We start from the raw sequence: 21,149 nt of genomic DNA on the forward strand, positions 1-21,149 counted from the left end.
GGACCCGCCCGCGACCGCGCGACGATCCACCCCAACCGATCCATCGCCCCCGTACATCCATCCCGCACCCCCGGACGAAAGCAGAGTGCACCGTGCTGACCGTCGACTTCTCCCGGTTCCCCCTCGCGCCAGGTGACCGAGTGCTCGATCTGGGCTGCGGCGCGGGCCGCCACGCCTTCGAGTGCTACCGGCGCGGCGCCCAGGTCGTCGCCCTGGACCAGAACAGCGAGGAGATCCGCGAGGTCGCCAAGTGGTTCGCGGCGATGGAGGAGGCCGGCGAGGCACCCGCGGGCGCCACCGCCACCGCCATGGAGGGCGACGCACTCGCCCTGCCCTTCCCCGACGACAGCTTCGACGTCGTGATCATCTCCGAGGTCATGGAGCACATCCACGACGACAAGGGCGTACTGGCCGAGATGGTCCGGGTGCTGCGCCCCGGCGGCCGGATCGCCGTCACGGTCCCGCGCTACGGCCCCGAGAAGATCTGCTGGACGCTGTCCGACGCCTACCACGAGGTCGAGGGCGGCCACATCCGCATCTACAAGGGCGAGCAGCTGGTCGAGCGGATGAAGGGCGCCGGGCTGCGCCCGTACGGCAGCCACCACGCGCACGCGCTGCACTCGCCCTACTGGTGGCTCAAGTGCGCCTTCGGCGTCGACCGCGACGGCGACGACGCGGCGCTGCCGGTGCGCGCGTACCACCGTCTGCTGGTCTGGGACATCATGAAGAAGCCGCTGCTCACCCGAGTCGCCGAGCAGGCGCTCAACCCGGTGATGGGCAAGAGCTTCGTGGTCTACGCGACCAAGCCGCACCGGTCGAAGGTCTCCGCGTGACGAGCCCCGAGCGCACCGAACGGCTCGTGCTGCCCGGGGTGCTGACCGCCGAGCAGGCCGGCCGCACCGTGGCCGGCATCCTGGCGATCCAGCGCGAGGACGGCGCGATCCCGTGGTTCCGCGGCCACCACCTGGACCCGTGGGACCACATCGAGGCCGCCATGGCGCTGGACACCGCGGGCGAGCACACCGCCGCCCGCGCCGCGTACAACTGGCTCGCCGAGCACCAACTCCCCGACGGAGCCTGGTACGCCGCCTACCACGACGGCGACGCCGACCAACCGACCGACCGCGGCCGGGAGAGCAACTTCTGCGCGTACGTGGCCGTCGGCGCCTGGCACCACTACCTGTCCACCGGCGACGACGCCTACCTCGACCGCATGTGGCCCGTGGTGCGCCGAGCGGTGGACTTCGTGCTCGAACTCCAGCAGCCCGGCGGCGAGATCGGCTGGAAGCGGGAGAGCGACGGCACCCCCGTGACCGACGCGCTGCTCACCGGCAGCTCCTCGATCTACCAGGCGCTGCGCTGCGCGCTGGCCCTGGCCGAACACCGCGAAGAGCCCCAGCCCGACTGGGAGTTGGCGGTCGGCCGGCTGGGCCACGCCATCGCCGCCCACCCCGAGCGTTTCCTGGACAAGTCCCGCTACTCGATGGACTGGTACTACCCGGTGCTCGGCGGGGCGCTCACCGGCTCCGCCGCCGAACGGCGCATCGAGGCCGACTGGGAGAGTTTCGTGGTCCCGGGCCTGGGGGTGCGCTGCGTCGTCCCCAACCCCTGGGTGACGGGCGGGGAGAGCGCCGAACTCGCCCTGGCCCTCTGGGTGATGGGCGAATCCGACCGGGCGCTGGACGTGTTGCGCTGGATCCAGCACCTGCGCGCCGACAACGGCCTCTACTGGACCGGCTACGTCTTCGACGACGGAGCGGTGTGGCCCCGCGAGCAGACCGCCTGGACCGCGGCGTCCTTGCTGCTGGCGGTCGCCGCGCTCGGCGGCGACGAGGCCACCGTGCAGGTCTTCGGCGCCGAGCGCCTGCCGCGCGGCCTCGCCCCGCCGGACTGCTGCCGCCCGCCCGCCGCGAGCTGAACCGCCCCGCGGCCGTCCGTCCGCCCGTCGGCTGCGGGACGACCGCCCGTTCGCAGCGGGACGCCGCAAGTGCAGCGTCGTGATGTGACCGGGCGTACGCGGCCGCCGGCCCGTGCCGGAGCTGCGGGCGCCCGCGGGTGCTGAACGTCCCCGGGCCCGTGCGCTGCGGCCGGCACCCCAACACCCCCGGGCCGGGCGCCCGTTGGGGGCACGGCGTACGGCGTACCGCCCGCAACGGGCGCTGTCACAGCGAGACGGCCCCGCCGCACCCCGTGAGGGGGAGCGGCGGGGCCGTCTCGTGGTGCGTGCCGGAGACTCAGCCGCGCTGGATGCCGGAGGTGTCCTGCAGAATGCCGCGGCGGTTGTCCTGGGTCTGGGCGACGAGCGCCTGACCGCGCTGCTCCACCGCCAGGTACCAGGTGCCCGGGGCGAGTTCGGCGACCGGGGTCTGCGAACCGTCCTCGGCGAAGAGCGGACGGGCGACCGGTACCGCGAACCAGAAGGGCTGGAAGTTCGGGTCCGGCGCCGCGGCCTGCGGCTGCTGCTGCGCGGCCGGCTGGGCGGCCTGCTGCGGCTGCTGCTGACCGTAGGGCTGCTGGGCACCGGGCTGCTGCTGGGCGCCGGGGTAGCCGTAGCCGCCCTGCGGCTGCTGCGCACCGGGCTGCTGCATGCCGGGCTGCTGGGCGCCCGGGTAGCCGTAACCGGCCTGCGGCTGCTGGCCGTACGGGCTGGCGGGCGCCGACGGGCCGCCGCTGATCGGCAGCTTGAGCGGGGCCAGCAGCTGGTTCAGGACCGCGGCCACGGCAAGACCCACGGCGAAGATCGCTCCGAGGATCTGGCCGATCCCCATGTCGAGCGCCTCCTCGGCGCCCAGCGGGTTGGCGAACAGAGTCCAGAGCGCGGTCCAGGCGGTGAAGATCGCCAGTGTGAGGCCCCACTGGTCGAGCGTCAGGCCGAGCACCTTCAGGTGCGCGGGTACGAAACGCGAACCGGCCGTCAGGCCCGCCGCGATGACACCGGCCAGGTAGATCGAGAAGAGCGCGGGGAACCAGAAGTTCGACCAGGCGTTGCGGCTGTCGGACTCTCCCCCCACGACACCCTTGAATTCGTAGAAGTCCAGGAACGAGGCGACCAAGAGCAGTACCGCTGCTCCGATTACGATGAGGTCGCCTCGTGTGAGCGAGCGGTTGTTCACGTCAGATCCTTCATTGGTCGTCTCGTCATGGTCTGGTCAGTACGGGGGCGGCCACCATCGTACGGAAGCGCGGAGCGGGCGACTGCCTCCCCCCGGAGACGGCTGCCTGTGGGCGCCGACCGGCGGACGTCGAGCGGGCCGGTGGCACCCGGGATCTCGCACACACCGCTGCGGCCACCGCTCGCTAACGGTTTCCTACCAGGTAGGCAGTGATGCCGTCAGCAATTCCCCGGGCTGCCTTCCCCTGCCAATGGTCATCTGTGAGCAAGGCAACGTCCTTGCTGTGTCGCATATTGCCGCATTCCAGGAACACCTTGGGCACCTTGGACAGATTCAGTCCGCCCAGGTCGTCCCGGACTGTCACACCGGTGGCCGCGACGTCGCTGCCGAGGTAGTTCGAGGCCGGCATCCCGGTCGCCTTGCGGAAGTTGTCCGCCAGACGTCCCGCGAGTCTGGCCGAAGAACCCACGATCCGCGAGGTGTCGGCCTCTCCGCCGCGCACCCGGTGCGGTGCGATCACGTGGAAGCCGCGGTTGTCCGGCGCCATCGAGCCGTCGGCGTGCACGGAGACCACGGCGTCGGCCTTCGCCTCGTTGCCGATGCGGGCCCGCTCGTCGATGCAGGGCCCGTACGGCCGGTCGTCGTCCTGGGTCAACTCCACGGTGGCGCCCCGCTGTTCGAGCAGCGCGCGGGTCTTGCGCGCCACCTGGAGCGTGAACGTGGCCTCCGGATAGCCGTCGTTGCTCGCCGTGCCGGTGGTGTCGCACTCCTTGCGGGCGGTGCCGATGTCGACCTTCCGGTTGATCTCCGAGGCGTGGTTGCGGTTGCCGGGGTTGTGGCCGGGGTCGAGCACAACAGTGGTGCCGCGCAAGGACTTTCGGCTCTCGGGGGAGCCGCTCGCCCCCGGGGACGGTCGCTCGGAGGCATCGGCGTCCGAGCCGTCCGACTCCTTCGGGCCGGGCGAACCGCCCTTGCCCTCCGAGTCCGAACCACCGGCCGTCTCGGGGGACTCGGCGCTCGTTCCGCCGTCGCCGCCGGCCCGCTCGCTCGCGTCGTCGGCGCGCTGGCCGTCGAGCCACAGCAGCCCGGCCACCAGCCCCAGCGGCAGCAGCACGGCGAGGGCGGTGAAGACCCGGCGCGCCGTGGAAGAACGTCCGCTCCCGGAACCGCCCCCGGAGCCGGTCCCGTCACCTGGCCCGAAGGTGTCGGTGGGCTCGCCGCCGGCCTCGTCGGGACCCGGGCCCCCGCGCCACCTCATACGCCCTCCGCCACCCGCCGCAGCACCCGCAGCGAGTCGGTGGCCGACACCTCGGTGAACGCACCGGAGTCGAGCGCTCGGCGCCAGACGAGGTACGGGGCCCTGCCGCCGTCGGCGGGGTCGGGGAACACGTCGTGGATCACCAGCAGTCCGCCGACGGCCACTTGGGGCGCCCACCCCTCGTAGTCGGCGTTCGCGTGCTCCTCGGTGTGCCCTCCGTCGATGAAGACCAGGCCCAGCGGCGTCGTCCAGAAGGCGGCGATCTGCGGTGAGCGCCCGACGAGTGCGACGACGTGCTCCTCCAGGCCGGCCGCGTGCAGCGTCCGCCGGAAGGTCGGCAGCGTGTCCATCCGCCCCACCTGCGGGTCCACGACCTCCGGATCGTGGTACTCCCAGCCCGGCTGCTGCTCCTCGCTGCCCCGGTGGTGGTCGACGGTGAGTGCCGGTACGCCGGCCGCCCGGGCGGCCTCGGCGATCAGGATCGTCGAACGCCCGCAGTAGGTGCCGACTTCGAGCAGCGGCAGCCCCAACCGGGCGGCCCGCGTCGCCGCTTCGTACAGGGCGATGCCCTCGTCGCGGGGCATGAAGCCCTTCGCCGCTTCGAAGGCCGTCAGGATCTCGGCCGGGGGAGTGGTCATGGGCGCCCATGCTGCCGCATCCCGGCGCACCCGCCCAGCCCGGGGTGCGGGCCCGCCGCGGCGCATCGGCGCCGGGTTGCGGGAGGGCTCGGCGGGGCGCGCACCCTTCCTGCCGTCCGCTCCGGGCGCACCACTTGCAGGAACACCTCGCCGGGGGTGCGGGGTGCATGACAGGTGGGACGATGTGCAGCATGCCGCAGTCGACCGCTGACACCCCGCTGACCAAGATCCCGCAGCCCTCGAAGCCCCGGCGCTGGGCGGTGCTGTTGGCGGCCTGCGCGGGACAGTTCCTGGTGGTGCTCGACGTGTCCGTGGTCAACGTGGCGCTGCCGTCGATGCGCGCCGACCTCGGTCTCTCCGCGGCCGGACTCCAATGGGTGCTGAACGCCTACACCATCACCTTCGCCGGACTGATGCTGCTCGGCGGCAGAGCGGCCGACCTCTTCGGACGCAAGGGCACCTTCCTCGCCGGGCTCGGCCTGTTCACCCTCGCCAGCCTGGCGGGCGGGCTCGCCCAGGAGGGATGGCAGCTGATCGCCGCCCGGGGCGCCCAGGGAGTGGGCGCGGCGATCCTCTCGCCCGCCACGCTCACCATCCTCACCTCCTCCTTCCCCGACGGTCCCGCCAGAGCGCGGGCCATCGGCACCTGGACGGCGGTGGGCGCGGGCGGCGGAGCGGCGGGCGGACTGGTCGGCGGAGTGCTGACCGAGACGCTCTCCTGGCGCTGGGTGCTGCTGATCAACGTTCCGGTCGGTGCGGTCGTACTGCTCGCCGCGGCGCTGTGGCTCTCGGAGCGCAGGGTGCGCACCGGTCGCCGCCTGGACTTCCCCGGCGCGCTGCTGGTGACTGTCGGACTGGGCGCGACCGCGTACGGCGTGGTGGAGACCGAGACGGTCGGCTGGGGTTCGCCGCAGGCGCTGGGTCCGCTGGCGCTCGGCTTGCTGCTGCTCGGCCTCTTCGTGCTGGTGGAGTCGAAGGTACGGGCGCCGCTGGTGCCGCTCGGGGTCTTCCGCAGCGGCTCGGTGTCGGCCTCGAACGTCGCGATGCTGGTGAACGGCGCCGCCATGTTCAGCATGTGGTTCTTCCTGACCCTCTACATGCAGAACGTGCTCGACTACAGCCCGGTCCAGGCCGGACTCGGCCTGGTGCCCGCCTCCTTCACCATCGTCGTCGGCTCCAAGATCGCGCCGCGCCTGATGGCGAGCGCGGGCGCCCGCAACCTCGCGATGGCGGGCTCGTTCGTCTCGCTCGTCGGCTGTCTGTGGCAGACCCGGATGCACGAGGGCGGCAGCTATCCCCTCACCGTGCTCGTCCCCAGCATGCTGATCGCACTCGGCGCGGGCCTCGCCGGTACGCCGCTGGCCACCCTCGCGACCACCGGCGCACCGCCGGAGAACGCCGGACTGATGTCCGGGCTGATCAACACCTCCCGCACGATGGGCGGTGCACTGGGCCTGGCGGTGCTCTCCACCATCGCCGCCTCGCGCACGGCGGGCAGCGAGGACCCCGGCGAGCTGGCCGCCGGCTTCGCACACGCCTTCGCCGCCAGCGCGGGGCTGCTGGGCGTGGCGGTACTGGTGATGCTCGGCTTCCTGCCGGGACGCTGCGGGCAGCGCGGACTGGCGCACCGACTCCGCCGCGTCCACCGCTGAGACGCCGCCCGTCGACCGCGGCGCTCCCACCAGCACGACGGCCCGGCGGCCGACGTACGCAGCGGGCGCACCGGGCGTTCCGGCTGCGCCGCTCCGCCGCACCTCGAACGTCTCAGAGTCCTCGACGGGCACGCCGACCGTCGACGGGCACGGCTGGGCACGGCTGGGCACGCCGGGTACGGCTGGGCAGGCCGGTCCGCGGCCGGGAGCACCGGCACCGCCGCCGGAACGGCCGTTGCTCCGCGGCGGGTTCAGCCCCCGGTGCCGGTGCTCCCGGCCGCGGCGGCGGCCAGCGGTGCCTGCTGGAGCGGCACCGGTGTGAACAGACGCGCGGAGCCGCTGCCGCGAACCGTCGTACCGCTTCCTTCGGTTGGTGACGGTGCGGGGAACGGCTCCGCCGATCCGTGCCCCGCACCGTCTGCCTGTGTGGCCGGCACCGTCGCCGACCTGTCCGGTGCCGCCGTCGGCCCGCCGTGCGCCGTGCGTGCGGAGGGCGCGGTCGGGACGCTCACCGGTCCGCTCACCGGCTGGGGAACGAACGGCCGTCCCATCGCTCCCGGTTCACCACCCGCGTCCGCGCCGCCACAGGTGCCGTCCGCACGGGGCCCACCGGGCGCACCCGCACCGCCCGCACCTCCCGCGCCGGACGCACCAGACGTACGGAGCGCGCCTCCCGCGCCTCCCGCACCGGACGCACCGCCCGAACCGGACGTACGAAGCGCACCGCCCGTACGGGGCCCGTCGGCTGCGCCGGGCCCCTGCCCGTGCGCGCCGTCGTGTCCGCGCGCGGCGAGTCCCCGGCCGCCGGCGCCGGGCCCGTACCCGGCCCCCGGCTGCCTCTGCCCCTCGGCGGGGCGTGCCGCCGGTGTGCGCCCGATGCGCGCCACCCCGCGTACGCCGCCCTGGGCGTACGGCAGTCGCAGCTCGCCGTCGGCGCCGAACGCGCCGGCGCCGGGCAGCCAGCCGGGGGGCGCCGTCAGATGCCGCAGCCCGCGCTGCCCGGGGCGCCACAGCGCGACCCAGGTCCCGTTCGGGCCCTGGGCGCGCAGCGCCACCGACGAGCGTTCCGGCATGAGTTGCTGACCGTGCTGCACGGTGAAGGGCACCAGGCGCAGCTCCTCCTGGTGCAGCGCCTGCGGGAACCGCACGGGCAGGTGGCTGCCGAGCACACCCCAGCCCATCCGCATCCGGCCGGGCGCGTCGGAGCAGACCAGCAGCAGCCCGCTGTGCGGGTCGGCCAGCAGCAGTCGGTCGTTGCTGCGCTCGCCCAGCTCCAGCAGCGGACTGACCTCGCCGCCGCGCGCCAGGTCGGCCACCACCGTGGTGGTGCGCCCGGCGGTGTCCCGCCGGTTCAGCGCCAGCAGGCGGCCGGAGGGGTCCAGCCACTGGCCGTCCAGGCAGTGACCGGGAACGTCCGCCACCGGACGCGGCGCGTCGGCACCGGCGACCAGCCAGATCGCCGTGGTCTCGAAGCCGGGCACCAGCGCGTGGGCGGTGTTCCCGTCCGGGCACGGCGGCAGCAGCGTCAGCCGGTCCGACTCGACCGCGCCGAGCGGGAGTTGGCCGGTGCCGGGACCGGTCGGGTAGAGCAGCGAGAACTCGTGCGAGCCGTCGCCCGGCCGGGCGACGAGCACCCGGCCGTCGGCCAGCGCCAGCAGCGCGCTGCCGGGCGTCTCCGGGCGGTCGACGGGGAGTTCCACGGTGTAGGCGTCGCTGTCGCCCAACGCCCAGCGTTCCACGTACAGTCCGCGCTCCGCCGTGCCGGCCAGCCGGGCCGCGTACGAGCCGTCGGCGGCCAACTCCCAGCCTCTGCGGCCGTCCTGCGGACCCGCGCGGCCGTCCTCCCGGCTCTTGTCGACCTCGGGCCGGCCGGACGGACCACGTGTCGAACTGTCGTTGCCGCCGCCAAGTACCGTGATCTCGCTTGCACACGCTGTCATCGGGCGAACACCTCCGGCGACGACGCTAGGGGTGGCGCACCGCTGCGCAGGAAGGCGCGACGCGACTTCATCCTTACGCGTGGTGGCTGCGTCAAACCGCTGTGCGACCACCCGGATATGTGCGTGAGCCACCGGTCGGACGGCTCCCGCCGCGGCAGGTAGCCTTTCCCCCGTGCCGACACTCTCCGAACTCACCACAGCTCTGGACGCGCTCTGGCCCGCCGAGCGGGCCGAGTCCTGGGACGCCGTCGGCACCGTCTGCGGAGACCCGGACGCCGAGGTGGGCACCGTGCTGGTCGCGGTCGATCCGGTGCAGGCCGTCGCCGACGAGGCCGTCCGGCTGGGTGCGGATCTGCTGCTGACCCACCACCCGCTCTATCTGCGCGGTACGACGACGGTGGGAGCGCACACCTTCAAGGGCCGCGTCGTGCACACGCTGATCAAGGCCGACACCGCGCTGCACGTCGCCCACACCAACGCCGACCGCGCCGACCCCGGAGTCTCCGACGCACTCGCCGGCGCCCTCGACCTGCGGGTGCTCGCGCCGCTGGTGCCCGACCCGGACGACCCGCAGGGCCGTCGGGGACTCGGACGCGTCTGCGAGCTCGACACCCCGCTCTCGCTCGCCGCGTTCGCCCAGCACGCCGCCGCCCATCTGCCCGCCACCGCGCAGGGCGTGCGCGCCGCGGGCGACCCGGACGCGATGATCCGCCGGGTCGCGGTCTGCGGAGGTTCCGGCGACAGTCTCTTCGAGCAGGCGCGGGCCGCCGAAGTGGACGCCTACCTCACCGCCGACCTGCGCCACCACCCCGCTTCCGAGGCGCAGGAGCGCTCACCGCTGGCGCTGGTGGACGCGGCGCACTGGGCCACCGAGTGGCCGTGGTGCGAGCAGGCCGCCGCGCAGCTCGACGCGCTCTCCGAGCGCCACGGCTGGGGACTGCGCACGCACGTCTCCCGGCTGGTCACCGATCCCTGGACCGCGCACGCGGCCTCCGGACTTCACCACGACTACGAGTACCCAGGAGCCCCCAACTGAACTCCGAGCCCGCCGACCAGGTCCGCCTCCTCGACGTACAGGACCTGGACACCAAGCTGTCGCAGCTCGCCCACAAGCGCGAGACCCTCCCCGAACACGCGGAGATCGACGCGCTCGAAGCCGACCTCACCCAGCTGCGCGACCTCCTGGTCGCCGCGCAGACCGAGGAGGGCGACACCGCCCGCGAGCAGAGCAAGGCAGAGAAGGACGTCGACCAGGTGCGCCAGCGCTCGGTCCGCGACCAGCAGCGCCTGGACTCCGGCGCCGTCACCAGCCCCAAGGACCTGGAGAGCCTCCAGCGCGAGATCGCCTCGCTGGCCAAGCGCCAACAGGACCTGGAGGACGTGGTGTTGGAGATCATGGAGCGCAACGAGGCGGCCGCCGCCCGTGTCTCCGAGCTCCAGGACCGCGTCGCCTCGGTGCGGACGAAGGTGGACGACGCCTCCGCGCGCCGCGCCTCGGCCACCGGTGAGCTGGACGCCGAGACCGCCCGTGTCACCAAGGAGCGGGAGGTCGTCGCGGGTTCGGTCCCCGACGATCTGCTGAAGCTCTACGACAAGCTCCGCGCCCAGCAGGGCGGCGTCGGCGCCGCGAAGCTCTTCCAGCGGCGCTGCGAGGGCTGCCGGCTGGAGCTGAACATCACCGAGCTGAACGAGATCCGGGCCGCCGCGCGCGACGAGGTGCTGCGCTGCGAGAACTGCCGCCGCATCCTGGTCCGCACCTCCGACTCGGGGCTCTAGACGCGGAGGTCGGCGCTTCAACACATCTCCGCGGCAGGGGAGTTGAAGCGTCGAGGACGCACACGACGGTGACGGGCGGGGAGAACACACAGCCATGGCACAGCAGTTCATCGTGGAGGCGGACGGCGGCTCCCGGGGCAACCCGGGACCGGCCGGCTACGGCGCGGTCGTCATGGACGCCGAGACGGGTCAAGTCCTCGCCGAGCGCGCCGAGTTCATCGGCCGTGCCACGAACAACGTGGCGGAGTACCGGGGCCTGATCGCCGGCCTCGGCGCGGCCCACGAGCTCGACCCGGAGGCGGACGTACGGGTCCGCATGGACTCCAAGCTGGTCGTCGAGCAGATGTCGGGGCGCTGGAAGATCAAGCACCCCGACATGCGTCCGCTCGCCGCCGAGGCCCAGCGGATCCACTCCTCCGGCACGGTGACGTACCAGTGGATCCCGCGCGCCGAGAACAAGCACGCCGACCAGCTCGCCAACGAGGCCATGGACGCCGGCAAACGCGGCGAGCAGTGGCAACCCTCCAGCTCCACCGCCGAGTTGAAGGCCGCCGACGCGAAGGCTGCGGGCGCCGCGTCCGCGAGCGCGGCAGCGGCCGGCGCCGCGGCGGAGGCAGCGGAGAGCGCGTCCACCGCCCTCGCCCCGCCGTCGGCCGGTTGGGGCGCCGATCTCGGCACCCCGACCACCTTCGTCCTGCTCCGCCACGGCGAGACCGCGCTGACCCCGCACAAGCGCTTCTCCGGCAGCGGCGGCAGCGATCCGGAGCTGTCGGAGGCAGGGCTGCGCCAGGCCCGTTCCGTCGCCGCCTCGCTCGCCGCCCGCGGCACCGTCCAGGCGATCGTCAGCTCGCCGCTGCGCCGTTGCGCGCAGACCGCCGACGCCGTGGCGGAGCGCCTGGGACTCTCGGTGCGCACCGAACACGACCTGCGGGAAACGGACTTCGGCGACTGGGAGGGCCTGACCTTCGCCGAGGTGAAGGACCGGTACCCGGACGATCTCGACGCCTGGCTCGCGGACCCGAAGGCCGCACCCACCGGCGGCGGCGAGTCCTTCGCGGAGGTCGCCGCCCGTACGGCCGTCGCCCGCGACAAGGTGCTCGCCCGATACGCGGGCCGTACGGTCCTCCTGGTCACCCACGTCACCCCGATCAAGACCCTGGTCCGGCTCGCCCTCGGCGCGCCGCCCGAGGCGCTGTTCCGGATGGAGCTGTCGGCGGCCTCACTGTCCGCCGTCGCCTACTACTCCGACGGCAACGCCTCGCTGCGCCTCCTCAACGACACCGCACACCTGCGCTGACGGACCGGCGGCAGGACCGCTGACGCCGCCCGCCGAAGGGGGCGCGGCGGCTCAACGGCCCCCGGGATCAGGGCCGTTGCCGTCCGTCCCGTCGGGTCGCGGTCGGCCCTCCGCGCCGGAGGGGCCGGCGGGCGGGCCGGTCTCGTCGCGGTGGTCCCGTTCGTGGGGGCCGTCGCTGCCGTCTCCATCGCCGGCGGCTCTGTCGTGGAGTTCTCCGTTGCCGGCGGCTCTGTCGTTGTGCTCGCCGGGCCGGTCCGACTGCGGCTCCGACTGTCGGTCCGCGGGGTTCCGGCCTGCGGGGCCGGGGTCCGGCCCCTCGCGACGCAGGGCGTCGAAGTGGGCCTCCAGCTTGCGCCGGGCTCGCAGGCGCCACAGGAGCAGCCCGCCGACGGCCAGCACTGCGGCCGCTCCGCCGGCCAGATACCAGGGGGTGCGGTCCGGCTCGACCTTGGCCGACACCGTGACGAGATCGAGCTTCGCCGACTCGTCCTCCCAGTTGCGGTTGTAGGCGAACTCGTCGTCCGTGCCGAAGATCTCGTTGTTGCGCCGGAAGTCGTCCATGCCCTCCCGGTAGACCTCCCCCCGTGCATCGACGAGGAGAGGGCGCTCGCCCTTGTTCTGTACGACGCCCAGCACCTCGGAGCTCAGCGCGTCGTCGTCGCGACGCTCGACGAGGAGCCTAATTGCGGAGAACTCGGCCCGCGGCTCCGCCACTTCGCTCATGGCGTCCCGCTGCGGCTTGGTGAGCTCCGCCGCCGTGGGCCCGCGCCCGGCGTCGGTCACCCGTTCCGCCGGGACCACCGCCGCGGTCGGGCTCACCTTGGCTGCACCCGCCGGTACCCCGCCCGCCGACACCGCGCCCGCCGACACCGCGCCCGCCGGCGACGTGCCTGCCGGCGACGTGCCTGCGCCGAGAGCGAGGGCGCCCAGCAGCGCCACCGCGGCTGTGCGCACCGCGGGGGCATGGAGACGGCCCCGGCGCACCGACGCGGAAGTGTTCACGGTCATCGGACGCCCTTCCACGACACACAAGTGACCCCCGGAGCCTACGGATCCCGGATACCCCGAGGCGACCCCGCGCCAGGTGATTCGCCCCGAATCCGGTCTGCGCCACTGCTCCGCCGGCCCGCCTCCCTCCCTTGCGGCTGTACGCATCGGACGCCGTTCCCGGATCTGGGAGAGCCCCGGGGCGGACTCAGGAAGGGATCGGCAGCGCCGACAGCACGTACCCCACCCGCAATCCGCGCGACCTGCGATCGGACGGCGAGAGCGTGTCGCCGACCGTTGAGCAGAGAGCGATGGGCTCACCGGCGGTCAGTGTCGTCAACAGGCTCTGGTCGACGTGGAGTTCGATCTCGTGCGGCAGAGCGGAGAGAGGCTCCCGGGCGACGGCGGCGAGGGTCTGTGTGAACGCCTCGTCGGGTTGGCCGAGCGAGCGGGACACCCGTGCGGCTTGTTCGCGCAGCCAGCGCACGGCGAGTCTCGGCGTCGGCCGGACCTCACGGGCGAGCAGCCAGGAGGTGCCCAATTCGGGTGCGCAGGCGACGAGTTCGCAGCGGTAGCCGTAGGTGCGGAGGCGCCCGTCGTGCCGGTACGCGGAAGTCATCGCGCACGTCCGCGCAGATGGGCTCGGATCTCGGCGGAAAGCAGCGCGCAGCGGTGACGCAGTTCCGCCAGGCTCAACGGCTCCACCCCGCCGACCTCCTTGATCTGCCACTGCGCCCGGCTCTCCACGCCTTCGCCACCGTCCTGGCCCGGCTGCGCCTCCGCTCCGCCGACCTCTGCCGCGTCCGGTTCTTCCATGGCGCCGTCCTCTCGTCGTCGGCCCGCACCGGAGCCGGGCTCAGCACCCTCTGTGCTCGAACCGCTACCTAGAGAACGCAACTGCCCCTAGAATGGCGACACTTCAGTTGTTTTACTCAAGGGGGACATGTCATGGGAAACGCCCTGTGAGGAAAGAGGGGGAGGTCGTCCCGATGGGGGAAGAGACCGGGCCGGAGGACTTCAGTCCTCGTCTCACTCCGCTTCAACGATTCGGAGCGGACGTCAGGCGAGTGCGGCTGGGTCGGAAGCTGAAGCAGAAGCAGCTCGGCAGGGCCATCGGCTACTCGGAGTCGTACGTCAGCCAGATCGAGAGCGGGAAACTCCCGCCCAGTACGAAGTTCGCGGTCGGATGCGACCGGGTCTTCGGTACGAACGGCCTGTTCGGCGGGTTGCTGGACCGTCTGACGGAGAGCGATCACCCGCTCAACTTCACGCCCTACCTGGCACTCGAACCCAGAGCGAGCGAGATCCTGGGTTTCTCCACCACAACGATCATGGGCCTGTGTCAGACCGAGGAGTACGCGTACGCGATCTTTCGAGCCGGTCATCCGAGCGAGCCGGAAGAGGTGATCCAGGGCAAGACCGTTTCTCGAATGGATCGGCGCAGGATCCTCGATGGTGCTGGGCCGCCGCACCTCTGGGCGGTGCTGCATGAGGCATGTCTGCGCACGCTCGTGGGCGGGCGATCCGTGATGACGGCACAGCTTCAGCACCTGCTGTCTCTCGCGGACCGACCAGGCGTCGATATCCAGGTCATGCCCTTCGAAGCTGGGGCGGACGGTGCCCACAGCGTGGCGTTCACACTCCTGAGGTTCTCCGATCTTCCCGCTGTCCTCTACTCCGAAGACCCGCGCGGGGGGCGGCTGTTCGACCATCCAGCTGGTGTCAGCAACGCTCAGCGCGGCTACGATCGATTGCGGGCGAACGCGTTGTCGACCGAACGTTCTCGCAGTTTTATAGGCGCAATCCTGAAGGAGTACCTATGAGCGCCAATCGAGGCCCGGTTTCCGAGTGGTGGAAGTCCTCCCACAGCACCTCGGCGGGCGGCGAGTGCCTGGAGTGGGCTCCGGCGCTTGCTCGTGGAGCCAGCTCTGTTGCTGTCCGTGACAGCAAGCACGTTGATGGTCCGGTGTTGAGGTTTTCGCAGGATGAATGGGTCGGGTTCGTCTGTGCGTTGAAGAACGACGTGCTCTGACGCGCTTCGTTGTGTCTCTGTGTCGGCCCGGGCCGCTTGGTGCTTGTGGTGGGGTGGGTCGATGGCTTGGGTTTGCACGTCGGTTCTCTCCGTGTTGCTGAAGGAGCGTCCATGAACGCAGACGAACACGCATCACTGGGCGAGTGGATCAAGTCGTCCCACAGCACTTCCGAAGGCGGTCAATGCCTGGAGTGGTATCCGGCGCATGCCGGTGGGTGTGGCCCTGTTGCCGTCCGTGACAGCAAACGTGCCGATGGCCCGGTGTTGAGGATTCCGCGCAGCGGATGGACCGGCTTCGTCTCCGCGTTGAAGAACGACGCGTTCTGAACGGCTTTGCTCAGCCGCTCGATTCCGCCAATTTCCGTTGGACGGAAGGGCGTCACCGTGTTCTGAAGTGTCGCGTTCCATCGGACGGGGTGAGGGATCGTGGGCCCGGACCGGACGAAAACCGGGCGCGCCCGGGCTGCCTCGGGCGCCACAATCGGGACCATGGACCACGGAGTGAGGGAACCGGTTCGGCGAGGCCGGGCCCGGCTTCCGGACGGACGACATCTGGGCTGGTCGGAGTGGGGACCGGCCGACGGCACCGCGGTCCTGCTCTGCCCGGGGGCCGCGACCAGTGGACGACTCGGCTTCGGTGGCGGGCTCGTCGACGCTGCCGGGATTCGTCTGATCGGCCTCGACAGGCCCGGCCTCGGCGCATCGGACCCGGACTCCGGTCGTTCCCTGGACAGTTGGGCCGGGGACGTCCGCTGCCTGATCCGGGAACTCGGGCTCGGCCTGCCCTCTGTCGTGGGGTTCTCGCAGGGGGCGCCGTTCGCTCTCGCACTTGCGGCGCACGGCCTGGTGAACGCGGTGGCCGTGGTGTCCGGCAGTGACGAACTCGCCCACCCGCGATTCGCAGGCTCGCTGACTCCGGAGGTGGCGCGGATGGTCGAGGCGGTGTCCGATGACCCGCAGTCGGCCGAGTCCGACTTCGCGGCCTTCGGGAGTCTCGACTCCCTTTGGGAGGTGATCAGCACCACCAGCGCCGAGGTGGATCGCGCGGTGTACACCGAGCCCGCCTTCCGGGTCGCCTTTCGGCGTGCGATGGAGGAGGCGTTCGCGCAAGGCCCCTCGGGCTACGCCCGTGACACGGTCCTCGCGATGGGCAGATGGCCGTTCGACCTCAGCGGGATCACGGTGCCGGTCGACCTCTGGTACGGCGGTTCGGACACCAGCCCGGTTCACTCCCCGGACCACGGCGCATCGCTCGCCCGCAGCATTCCCTCGGCGGCCCGCCATCTGCTGCCGGAGGCCGGGGGTGCCCTGCTCTGGACGCACTCGGACGTTGTGCTGACCACTCTGCTGGAACGTGCACCGGGGACGTCACGTGCGCCGCGGACGTGACGTCTCCCCCTCCATGTGCCCACGTGTGCCAGGGACTTGGGCCCTTCTGCGACTCCGTTCCCACCCCGCACCGACCCACCCCGCCCCGACCGGCCCCCTGAACGGGCCCGCTGCCCAGCGGCAACCGTGCGGAGGTGGCGGCACGACCCGGGCGCGAGTGGCCGGATTCGTGTGCGCCGCGGTGGCAGGCCGCGTCCGCGGGCGCAGTATGGGGCTGCTGACCGGCAAGGGCGCCGGCCGTCCGAGCTGCCGGCGCCGCCGAACCCCTGTGGTCGCGTTCGCCGGTTCACCCACTCCGGTTAAGGGATCACGCCATGAACGTCCCGGCTGCGCCGCACCCGTTTCCGCTGGAACCCACTCCGATCCATGTGCCCGAGGAGGCGCTCGAGGATCTGCGCGCCCGTCTCGCGCTGACCCGGCCACCACTGGACGAGGGCAACGAGGACTGGTCGTACGGCGTGCCCGCCTCGTACCTGGGCGAGTTGGTCGCCCACTGGCGCGACGGCTACGACTGGCGCGCGGCGGAGGCGGCGATCAACGCCCACGAGCACTACCGGGTGGAGGTCGGCGGAGTCCCGCTGCACTTCATGCGCAGGGCGGGCCGCGGGCCGCGTCCGATCCCGCTGATCCTCACGCACGGTTGGCCGTGGACGTTCTGGCACTGGTCGAAGGTGGTCGATCCGCTCGCCGATCCGGCCGCGTTCGGCGGCGATCCGGCCGACGCGTTCGACGTGATCGTGCCCTCGCTGCCCGGCTTCGGTTTCCCCGGCCCGCTCACCGGCTTTCCGGACGTCAACTTCTGGAAGGTCGCCGACCTCTGGCACACCCTGATGACCGAGACGCTGGGGTACGCGCGGTACGCGGCCGGGGGCTGCGACATCGGCGGGATCGTCACCAGCCAGCTCGGCCACAAGTACGCCGACGAGCTGTACGGCGTCCACATCGGTTCCGGCCTGCCGCTCGACTTCTTCAACGGGCCGCGCGCCTGGGACTTCGCGCGCAACCGTCCGCTCACCGACGACCAGCCCGCCGAGGTGCGCGCCCGCATCGTCGAGATGGACCGCCGCTCGGCCTCCCATCTCGCGGTGCACATGCTCGACGGGGCCTCGCTCGCCCACGGCCTCAGCGATTCGCCCGCCGGGCTTCTCGCCTGGCTGCTGGAGCGCTGGAACGCCTGGAGCGACAACGGCGGAGACGTCGAGAACGTCTTCAGCAAGGACGACCTCCTCACCCACGCCACCATCTACTGGGTCAACAACTCCATTGCCACCTCGATGCGTTACTACGCCAACGCCAACCGGTTCCCCTGGACGCCGTCCCACGACCGCACCCCCGTGGTGCAGGCGCCGGTCGGTCTGACCTTCGTCGGCTACGAGAACCCGCCCGGTGTCCACAGCGCGGAGGAACGGGTCCGCGCGTTCGAGAACGGCCCGCAGGGAGCCTGGTTCCACCACGTCAACGTCAACGCCCATGACCACGGCGGCCACTTCATCCCCTGGGAGAACCCGGACGCCTGGGTGGACGACCTGCGCCGCACCTTCCGCGGCCGACGGCCCTGAGCGCTGCCGCGCGGCCGGCGGAGCCGCCCGACGGCGCCCTCCGCCGGTCCGGGCGGCCGGATGCGCGCCACGACCGGCCGACGCGCGCCGCGACCGGCCGGATGCCTGCCGCGACCGGCCGGATGCGCGCCGCGACCGGCCGGATGCGCCCGAACTCCACGCAGCACGCCACCGGTTGACGCCGGTTCAGGAGTCCTCGGCCGCTGCGTCGAGCACGTCCTGGAGGGCGGTGGCGAGTGCGGCGATCGGCGGCCAGCTCCACTGTCCGGTGCGCACCACGAGGAAGCTGCGACGGCTGCCGGCCAGTGGGTCCAGCCGCCGATAGCGCACGTCCTCCTGGTCGGCGAGGCGGCCGGCCTCGGCCAGAACGGCGACGCCCAGACCTGCGCCGACCAGACGGTTGACCAGCCTGAGGCTGTCCACCCGGTGGGCGATGTGCGGTTCGAAGCCGGCCAACGCACAGGCCCGACGCACCAGTTCGTCGTCGTCCGAACCGCGCGAGTTGGTGATCCAGCCGGCCTCGGCGTACGCGTTCAGCTCCCCGAAGGGGGCCGGGGCGGCGCTGTCACCGGCAGGCACCACCAGATACAGCGGCTGCTCCTCCAACCGCCGCACGCTCAGGTCCGGCGGCACGGTGCGCGGTACGAGGCTGTAGTCGTAGATCAGCGCCAACTCCACCTCGCCCGCGCGCAGCAGCTCGACCGACTGCTCCGGCTCGTGCTCGTGCACCTCCACCCGCACGCCCGGGTGACGTTCCCGCAGGCGCCGGATCGCGGGGAGCAGCAGGGGCTCCACCGCCGTGACGAAGCCGGCGACCCGTACCCGTCCCACCGGTTCGCTCTCGCCGCGCAGCTCCGCACGGGCCTCCTCGACCGCCGCCAGGATCGTCACCGCATGCTCCACCAGCCGCTCCCCGGCAGGCGTCAACCGCACCCGCCTGCCCACCGGGGCGAGCAGTTTCGCGCCGACCTCCTGCTCCAGCACGGCCAGATGCTTGGAGACGGCCGAAGTGCCGTAACCGGTGGCCGCCGCGACCTCCGCCATGGTGCCCAGCCGCCTCAGCTCCACCAGCAGCCGCAGCCGCCCCAGGTCCGGCAGTTCGCGGCGCCCGTGAGGAAACGCGCCGTGCAGTGCCGCCCGCTCACCCTCCGGGATCTCCGGGGAATTTGGGTCCCCCGAGTCCTGCGGAGGGGAGGTCGGTTCGGCGTCTAAGGGGAGGGGATGGTGGTCCATAGCTCCATCGTCCTCCTGCGTCCTCGGTGTACCTATTCTGCGGGACGGAGTGGGAGAGAGAGGAGGGGTGAACGAACCCGGCAGGCCGTGGAAAGGAAGATTTGTCCGACAGGGCACCGCCGGGCGAACCGGCTGCGGGGAAGTGCGGTGGGATCGCAATTCAGTGGCTCGGTCGGAGGCCGAGCCATGCTTGTGCAACCCGGCCCGACGTTCCCTCGACCGTGGGGCTGCGGATCCAGCCGTGGCCGACGATCCACCCTGACTCGGGACGAAAGAGATTCATGGCAGACCGATGATCCTGATCACTTCCTCGTGCACCTGATTCTGAATCCTTCGTAGTGGTTCGCCGCCGGTGATCTCGTCAGTGGCGCGGTCGATCTGCCATTCGATGAAAGTCGGCGAGAACCAGATCAGGCGCACCAGTTGGGTGTTCGCGACATCGCCCAGCGGCGGGATGGTGGCAAGGAGTTTTACGTAGGCCTCTCCGTCTGCCGGATCGAATTTTCCCTCTCTGAGTTTCCCCAGGAAGCCTGTCTCGATGTCCCAGGCGTTGTCCAACGCCTCGAGAAGGTCTTTCATCTCGCTCCTGAAATCGCCCGTGCGGTACGAGGTCCTGCTCATCGTCCACGACCCGGGGTGTGGCCCGGCGAGGTCCCCGAGGAGCGAGGCGACGGGCCGCCCCCTGTTCGTCCACCGATGGTGGACATCGCGTCCACAACTGGCCCGTGGACAGAAAGAACGCAGGTCGGCTCCAATGTTCCGGTGATCGATGCCCGGACTTCCGCCGCCTCCCGCCCGCAGCTCCCGCAGATGTCGGGCGCCGTGCTTGTGCTGGTCGCCATCGCCCTGCTGCACACCGGCAGCGCGCTCGCGACCAAGCTGTTCCCCGCCCTGACGCCGGGCGGCACGACGTGGCTGCGACTGAGCTTCGCCGCGCTCTTCCTGCTGCTGATCACCGGGCGCTCCCTGCTGCGCGTGCTGCGCGAGGCCCGTACGACACGTGCGGATCTGCTGAGCATGGCGCTGCTGGGCACGGTGAGCGCCGGGATGATGCTGCTCTTCTCCGAGGCCGCCGCCCGGCTGCCGTTGGGCACAGCGGTGGCCATCGAACTGCTGGGCCCGCTCGCGGTGGCGGTCGCCTCCTCGCGGCGGGTGCTGGAGCTGGGGTGGCTGGCGCTCGCGGCGGGCGGGGTGCTGCTCCTGACCGAGCCGTGGTCGGGCTCGACCAGCCTGACCGGGGTGCTCTTCGGGCTCGGTTCGGCCCTGTGCTGGGCGCTGTACGTCATCGGTACCGCGCAGGTCGGGAGCAGGCTGCCGGCTCGGCACGGACTCGCGGTCTCCCTCTCCGTCGCCGCCCTGGTGGCGGCCCCGGTCGGGGCTCCGGCGGCGCTGGCCGGACTGACCTGGGAGTACACCGCGGCCATCGCCGGGATCGCGGTGCTGATGCCGCTGATTCCCTTCGTGCTGGAGATGCAGGCGTTGCAGCGGATGGGCAAGACCGCCTACGGGACGCTGGCGGCGCTGGAGCCGGCGGTCAGCACCGTCGCGGCGCTGGTGCTGATCTCCCAGAGCCCCACGCCGGTACAGGCGTTCGGGACGTTGCTGGTGGTGCTCGCCGGTGTCGGCGCGGCGCGTGCGGACGCGCGGGCGCGCGGCGGGGAGCGCGGGGTGGTGGCCGCGCACAGCCCCGCCGCAGTCCAAGCCGAGCCGTCCGTCCACGGGACGGAGCCCCGGGACGCCGAGGGCGAGGGCTGCGGCCGGCCGGCCTGAGACGGACAGCCGCCGCTTCCGAAGAGGTCGGGTTTCCGGATGCCCTGCCTCGGCGCTCCTATATGCCGTTGATGTTATATGTCCGAGCGGTTATGTTCGTGGGGTGAGCCTGCCTTTCGACGCACTGGCCGACCCCACCCGGCGGCGACTTCTGGACCTTTTGCGCGAACGTCCCCGGCCGGTGGGGGAGTTGGTCGACGAGCTGGAGATGAGCCAGCCCCGGGTCTCCAAGCATCTGCGGGTGCTGCGCGAGGCCGGGCTTGTCACCGTGCGCGTCGATGCCCAGCGGCGGTGGTACGAGCTGCGACCGCAGCCGCTGGCCGAGCTGGACGCCTGGCTGGCGCCCTACCGTCGGCTGTGGGGCGAAAGCCTCGACGCACTGGAGCGCCACCTGGACGCCCGGCCCGAGCAGCCGGGCCGTGCGGACGGCTCCGGGGGCCCGAAGTGCCCGGACGGCGAAGGCGGTTCGCAGCGGGGCGAGTGAGCCGGGGAGCAGGAGCAGAGG

General features: G+C 72.1%; 22 protein-coding genes. 13 read left to right on the plus strand and 9 right to left on the minus strand.

What is annotated here, in order from left to right; genetic code table 11:
* Positions 1-92: 92 nt before the first annotated feature.
* Complete coding sequence (locus tag MTQ01_RS08935) at positions 93-833, plus strand: class I SAM-dependent methyltransferase (protein WP_247488360.1); 741 nt, start codon at positions 93-95, stop codon at positions 831-833.
* A complete protein-coding gene (locus tag MTQ01_RS08940) occupies positions 830-1,918 on the plus strand; it encodes a prenyltransferase/squalene oxidase repeat-containing protein (protein WP_247488362.1) in 1,089 nt (362 codons plus the stop codon). The genes MTQ01_RS08935 and MTQ01_RS08940 overlap by 4 nt, the downstream gene beginning before the upstream one ends.
* Positions 1,919-2,234: 316 nt before the next feature.
* On the opposite strand, the gene MTQ01_RS08945 is transcribed toward MTQ01_RS08940, so the two are convergent.
* The 3 genes from MTQ01_RS08945 to MTQ01_RS08955 all read right to left on the minus strand — a co-directional run bounded on the left by MTQ01_RS08945 (position 2,235) and on the right by MTQ01_RS08955 (position 5,009).
* Positions 2,235-3,113 carry a DUF5336 domain-containing protein gene (locus MTQ01_RS08945; protein WP_247488364.1) on the minus strand — a complete coding sequence of 293 codons (879 nt, stop codon included), beginning with the start codon at positions 3,111-3,113 and terminating at the stop codon, positions 2,235-2,237.
* Between the two features lie 184 nt (positions 3,114-3,297).
* Complete coding sequence (locus tag MTQ01_RS08950) at positions 3,298-4,371, minus strand: N-acetylmuramoyl-L-alanine amidase (protein ID WP_247488366.1); 1,074 nt, start codon at positions 4,369-4,371, stop codon at positions 3,298-3,300.
* Positions 4,368-5,009, minus strand: a complete 642-nt coding sequence (locus MTQ01_RS08955; RefSeq protein ID WP_247488368.1) for a class I SAM-dependent methyltransferase — start codon at positions 5,007-5,009, stop codon at positions 4,368-4,370. Before MTQ01_RS08955 ends, MTQ01_RS08950 begins: the two co-directional genes overlap by 4 nt.
* Positions 5,010-5,191: 182 nt before the next feature.
* Here MTQ01_RS08955 and MTQ01_RS08960 point away from each other — a divergent pair, with 182 nt between their 5' ends.
* Positions 5,192-6,661, plus strand: a complete 1,470-nt coding sequence (locus MTQ01_RS08960) for an MFS transporter (RefSeq protein WP_374207697.1) — start codon at positions 5,192-5,194, stop codon at positions 6,659-6,661.
* 251 nt (positions 6,662-6,912) lie between these two features.
* Here MTQ01_RS08960 and MTQ01_RS08965 read toward each other — a convergent pair whose 3' ends face one another.
* Entirely contained in the window at positions 6,913-8,601 is a 1,689-nt protein-coding gene (locus MTQ01_RS08965) for a hypothetical protein (protein WP_247488371.1), read from the minus strand.
* A 172-nt stretch (positions 8,602-8,773) separates the two neighbouring features.
* Here MTQ01_RS08965 and MTQ01_RS08970 point away from each other — a divergent pair, with 172 nt between their 5' ends.
* The 3 genes from MTQ01_RS08970 (at position 8,774) to MTQ01_RS08980 (ending at position 11,674) form a co-directional block, all read left to right on the plus strand.
* Positions 8,774-9,637 carry a Nif3-like dinuclear metal center hexameric protein gene (locus MTQ01_RS08970; RefSeq protein WP_247488373.1) on the plus strand — a complete coding sequence of 288 codons (864 nt, stop codon included), beginning with the start codon at positions 8,774-8,776 and terminating at the stop codon, positions 9,635-9,637.
* Positions 9,634-10,377, plus strand: a complete 744-nt coding sequence (locus MTQ01_RS08975) for a zinc ribbon domain-containing protein (protein WP_247489156.1) — start codon at positions 9,634-9,636, stop codon at positions 10,375-10,377. The genes MTQ01_RS08970 and MTQ01_RS08975 overlap by 4 nt, the downstream gene beginning before the upstream one ends.
* A gap of 94 nt (positions 10,378-10,471) precedes the next feature.
* Positions 10,472-11,674: a bifunctional RNase H/acid phosphatase gene (locus MTQ01_RS08980; RefSeq protein ID WP_247488375.1), complete on the plus strand. Its 1,203-nt coding sequence runs from the start codon at positions 10,472-10,474 to the stop codon at positions 11,672-11,674.
* 51 nt (positions 11,675-11,725) lie between these two features.
* On the opposite strand, the gene MTQ01_RS08985 is transcribed toward MTQ01_RS08980, so the two are convergent.
* The 3 genes from MTQ01_RS08985 to MTQ01_RS08995 all read right to left on the minus strand — a co-directional run bounded on the left by MTQ01_RS08985 (position 11,726) and on the right by MTQ01_RS08995 (position 13,477).
* Positions 11,726-12,493, minus strand: a complete 768-nt coding sequence (locus tag MTQ01_RS08985) for a hypothetical protein (RefSeq protein ID WP_247488377.1) — start codon at positions 12,491-12,493, stop codon at positions 11,726-11,728.
* 376 nt (positions 12,494-12,869) lie between these two features.
* Complete coding sequence (locus tag MTQ01_RS08990; protein WP_247488379.1) at positions 12,870-13,280, minus strand: hypothetical protein; 411 nt, start codon at positions 13,278-13,280, stop codon at positions 12,870-12,872.
* Positions 13,277-13,477, minus strand: a complete 201-nt coding sequence (locus tag MTQ01_RS08995) for a hypothetical protein (protein ID WP_247488381.1) — start codon at positions 13,475-13,477, stop codon at positions 13,277-13,279. The genes MTQ01_RS08990 and MTQ01_RS08995 overlap by 4 nt, the downstream gene beginning before the upstream one ends.
* Positions 13,478-13,650: 173 nt before the next feature.
* Between MTQ01_RS08995 and MTQ01_RS09000 the strand changes: the two genes are divergently transcribed.
* From MTQ01_RS09000 to MTQ01_RS09020, 5 genes are all read left to right on the plus strand, one after another.
* Positions 13,651-14,484, plus strand: coding sequence for a helix-turn-helix transcriptional regulator (locus MTQ01_RS09000; protein ID WP_247488383.1), 834 nt, complete (start codon positions 13,651-13,653; stop codon positions 14,482-14,484).
* On the plus strand, positions 14,481-14,693 hold the full coding sequence (locus tag MTQ01_RS09005) for a DUF397 domain-containing protein (protein WP_247488385.1): 213 nt from the start codon (positions 14,481-14,483) through the stop codon (positions 14,691-14,693). The genes MTQ01_RS09000 and MTQ01_RS09005 overlap by 4 nt, the downstream gene beginning before the upstream one ends.
* A gap of 111 nt (positions 14,694-14,804) precedes the next feature.
* On the plus strand, positions 14,805-15,020 hold the full coding sequence (locus MTQ01_RS09010; RefSeq protein ID WP_247488387.1) for a DUF397 domain-containing protein: 216 nt from the start codon (positions 14,805-14,807) through the stop codon (positions 15,018-15,020).
* Between the two features lie 162 nt (positions 15,021-15,182).
* Positions 15,183-16,082 carry an alpha/beta fold hydrolase gene (locus MTQ01_RS09015; protein WP_247488390.1) on the plus strand — a complete coding sequence of 300 codons (900 nt, stop codon included), beginning with the start codon at positions 15,183-15,185 and terminating at the stop codon, positions 16,080-16,082.
* A 314-nt stretch (positions 16,083-16,396) separates the two neighbouring features.
* Positions 16,397-17,641, plus strand: a complete 1,245-nt coding sequence (locus tag MTQ01_RS09020; protein WP_247488392.1) for an epoxide hydrolase family protein — start codon at positions 16,397-16,399, stop codon at positions 17,639-17,641.
* 186 nt (positions 17,642-17,827) lie between these two features.
* Here MTQ01_RS09020 and MTQ01_RS09025 read toward each other — a convergent pair whose 3' ends face one another.
* Positions 17,828-18,874 carry a LysR substrate-binding domain-containing protein gene (locus tag MTQ01_RS09025; RefSeq protein WP_247488394.1) on the minus strand — a complete coding sequence of 349 codons (1,047 nt, stop codon included), beginning with the start codon at positions 18,872-18,874 and terminating at the stop codon, positions 17,828-17,830.
* Positions 18,875-19,153: 279 nt separating this feature from the next.
* Positions 19,154-19,453, minus strand: coding sequence for a hypothetical protein (locus tag MTQ01_RS09030; protein WP_247488396.1), 300 nt, complete (start codon positions 19,451-19,453; stop codon positions 19,154-19,156).
* Positions 19,454-19,636: 183 nt separating this feature from the next.
* Here MTQ01_RS09030 and MTQ01_RS09035 point away from each other — a divergent pair, with 183 nt between their 5' ends.
* Together MTQ01_RS09035 and MTQ01_RS09040 are read left to right on the plus strand one after the other, a co-directional pair.
* Positions 19,637-20,644, plus strand: coding sequence for a DMT family transporter (locus tag MTQ01_RS09035; RefSeq protein WP_247488398.1), 1,008 nt, complete (start codon positions 19,637-19,639; stop codon positions 20,642-20,644).
* Between the two features lie 103 nt (positions 20,645-20,747).
* Complete coding sequence (locus MTQ01_RS09040; protein WP_247488400.1) at positions 20,748-21,128, plus strand: metalloregulator ArsR/SmtB family transcription factor; 381 nt, start codon at positions 20,748-20,750, stop codon at positions 21,126-21,128.
* The last annotated feature ends 21 nt before the right edge of the window (positions 21,129-21,149 follow it).

The sequence above is a fragment of the Streptomyces sp. XM4193 genome (assembly GCF_023072595.1).
Classification (GTDB): Bacteria; Actinomycetota; Actinomycetes; order Streptomycetales; family Streptomycetaceae; genus Streptomyces.

Excerpts from the sequence above, each read along its gene's own strand:
- MTQ01_RS08995 (WP_247488381.1), bottom strand. The coding sequence starts at position 13,477 with ATGGAAGAACCGGACGCGGCAGAGGTCGGCGGAGCGGAGGCGCAGCCG.
- MTQ01_RS09030 (WP_247488396.1), bottom strand. The coding sequence starts at position 19,453 with ATGAAAGACCTTCTCGAGGCGTTGGACAACGCCTGGGACATCGAGACA.
- MTQ01_RS09015 (WP_247488390.1), top strand. The coding sequence starts at position 15,183 with ATGGACCACGGAGTGAGGGAACCGGTTCGGCGAGGCCGGGCCCGGCTT.
- MTQ01_RS08965 (WP_247488371.1), bottom strand. The coding sequence starts at position 8,601 with ATGACAGCGTGTGCAAGCGAGATCACGGTACTTGGCGGCGGCAACGAC.
- MTQ01_RS09020 (WP_247488392.1), top strand. The coding sequence starts at position 16,397 with ATGAACGTCCCGGCTGCGCCGCACCCGTTTCCGCTGGAACCCACTCCG.
- MTQ01_RS09010 (WP_247488387.1), top strand. The coding sequence starts at position 14,805 with ATGAACGCAGACGAACACGCATCACTGGGCGAGTGGATCAAGTCGTCC.
- MTQ01_RS09005 (WP_247488385.1), top strand. The coding sequence starts at position 14,481 with ATGAGCGCCAATCGAGGCCCGGTTTCCGAGTGGTGGAAGTCCTCCCAC.
- MTQ01_RS09000 (WP_247488383.1), top strand. The coding sequence starts at position 13,651 with ATGGGGGAAGAGACCGGGCCGGAGGACTTCAGTCCTCGTCTCACTCCG.
- MTQ01_RS08960 (WP_374207697.1), top strand. The coding sequence starts at position 5,192 with ATGTGCAGCATGCCGCAGTCGACCGCTGACACCCCGCTGACCAAGATC.
- MTQ01_RS08980 (WP_247488375.1), top strand. The coding sequence starts at position 10,472 with ATGGCACAGCAGTTCATCGTGGAGGCGGACGGCGGCTCCCGGGGCAAC.
- MTQ01_RS08990 (WP_247488379.1), bottom strand. The coding sequence starts at position 13,280 with ATGACTTCCGCGTACCGGCACGACGGGCGCCTCCGCACCTACGGCTAC.
- MTQ01_RS08955 (WP_247488368.1), bottom strand. The coding sequence starts at position 5,009 with ATGACCACTCCCCCGGCCGAGATCCTGACGGCCTTCGAAGCGGCGAAG.
- MTQ01_RS09025 (WP_247488394.1), bottom strand. The coding sequence starts at position 18,874 with ATGGACCACCATCCCCTCCCCTTAGACGCCGAACCGACCTCCCCTCCG.
- MTQ01_RS08950 (WP_247488366.1), bottom strand. The coding sequence starts at position 4,371 with ATGAGGTGGCGCGGGGGCCCGGGTCCCGACGAGGCCGGCGGCGAGCCC.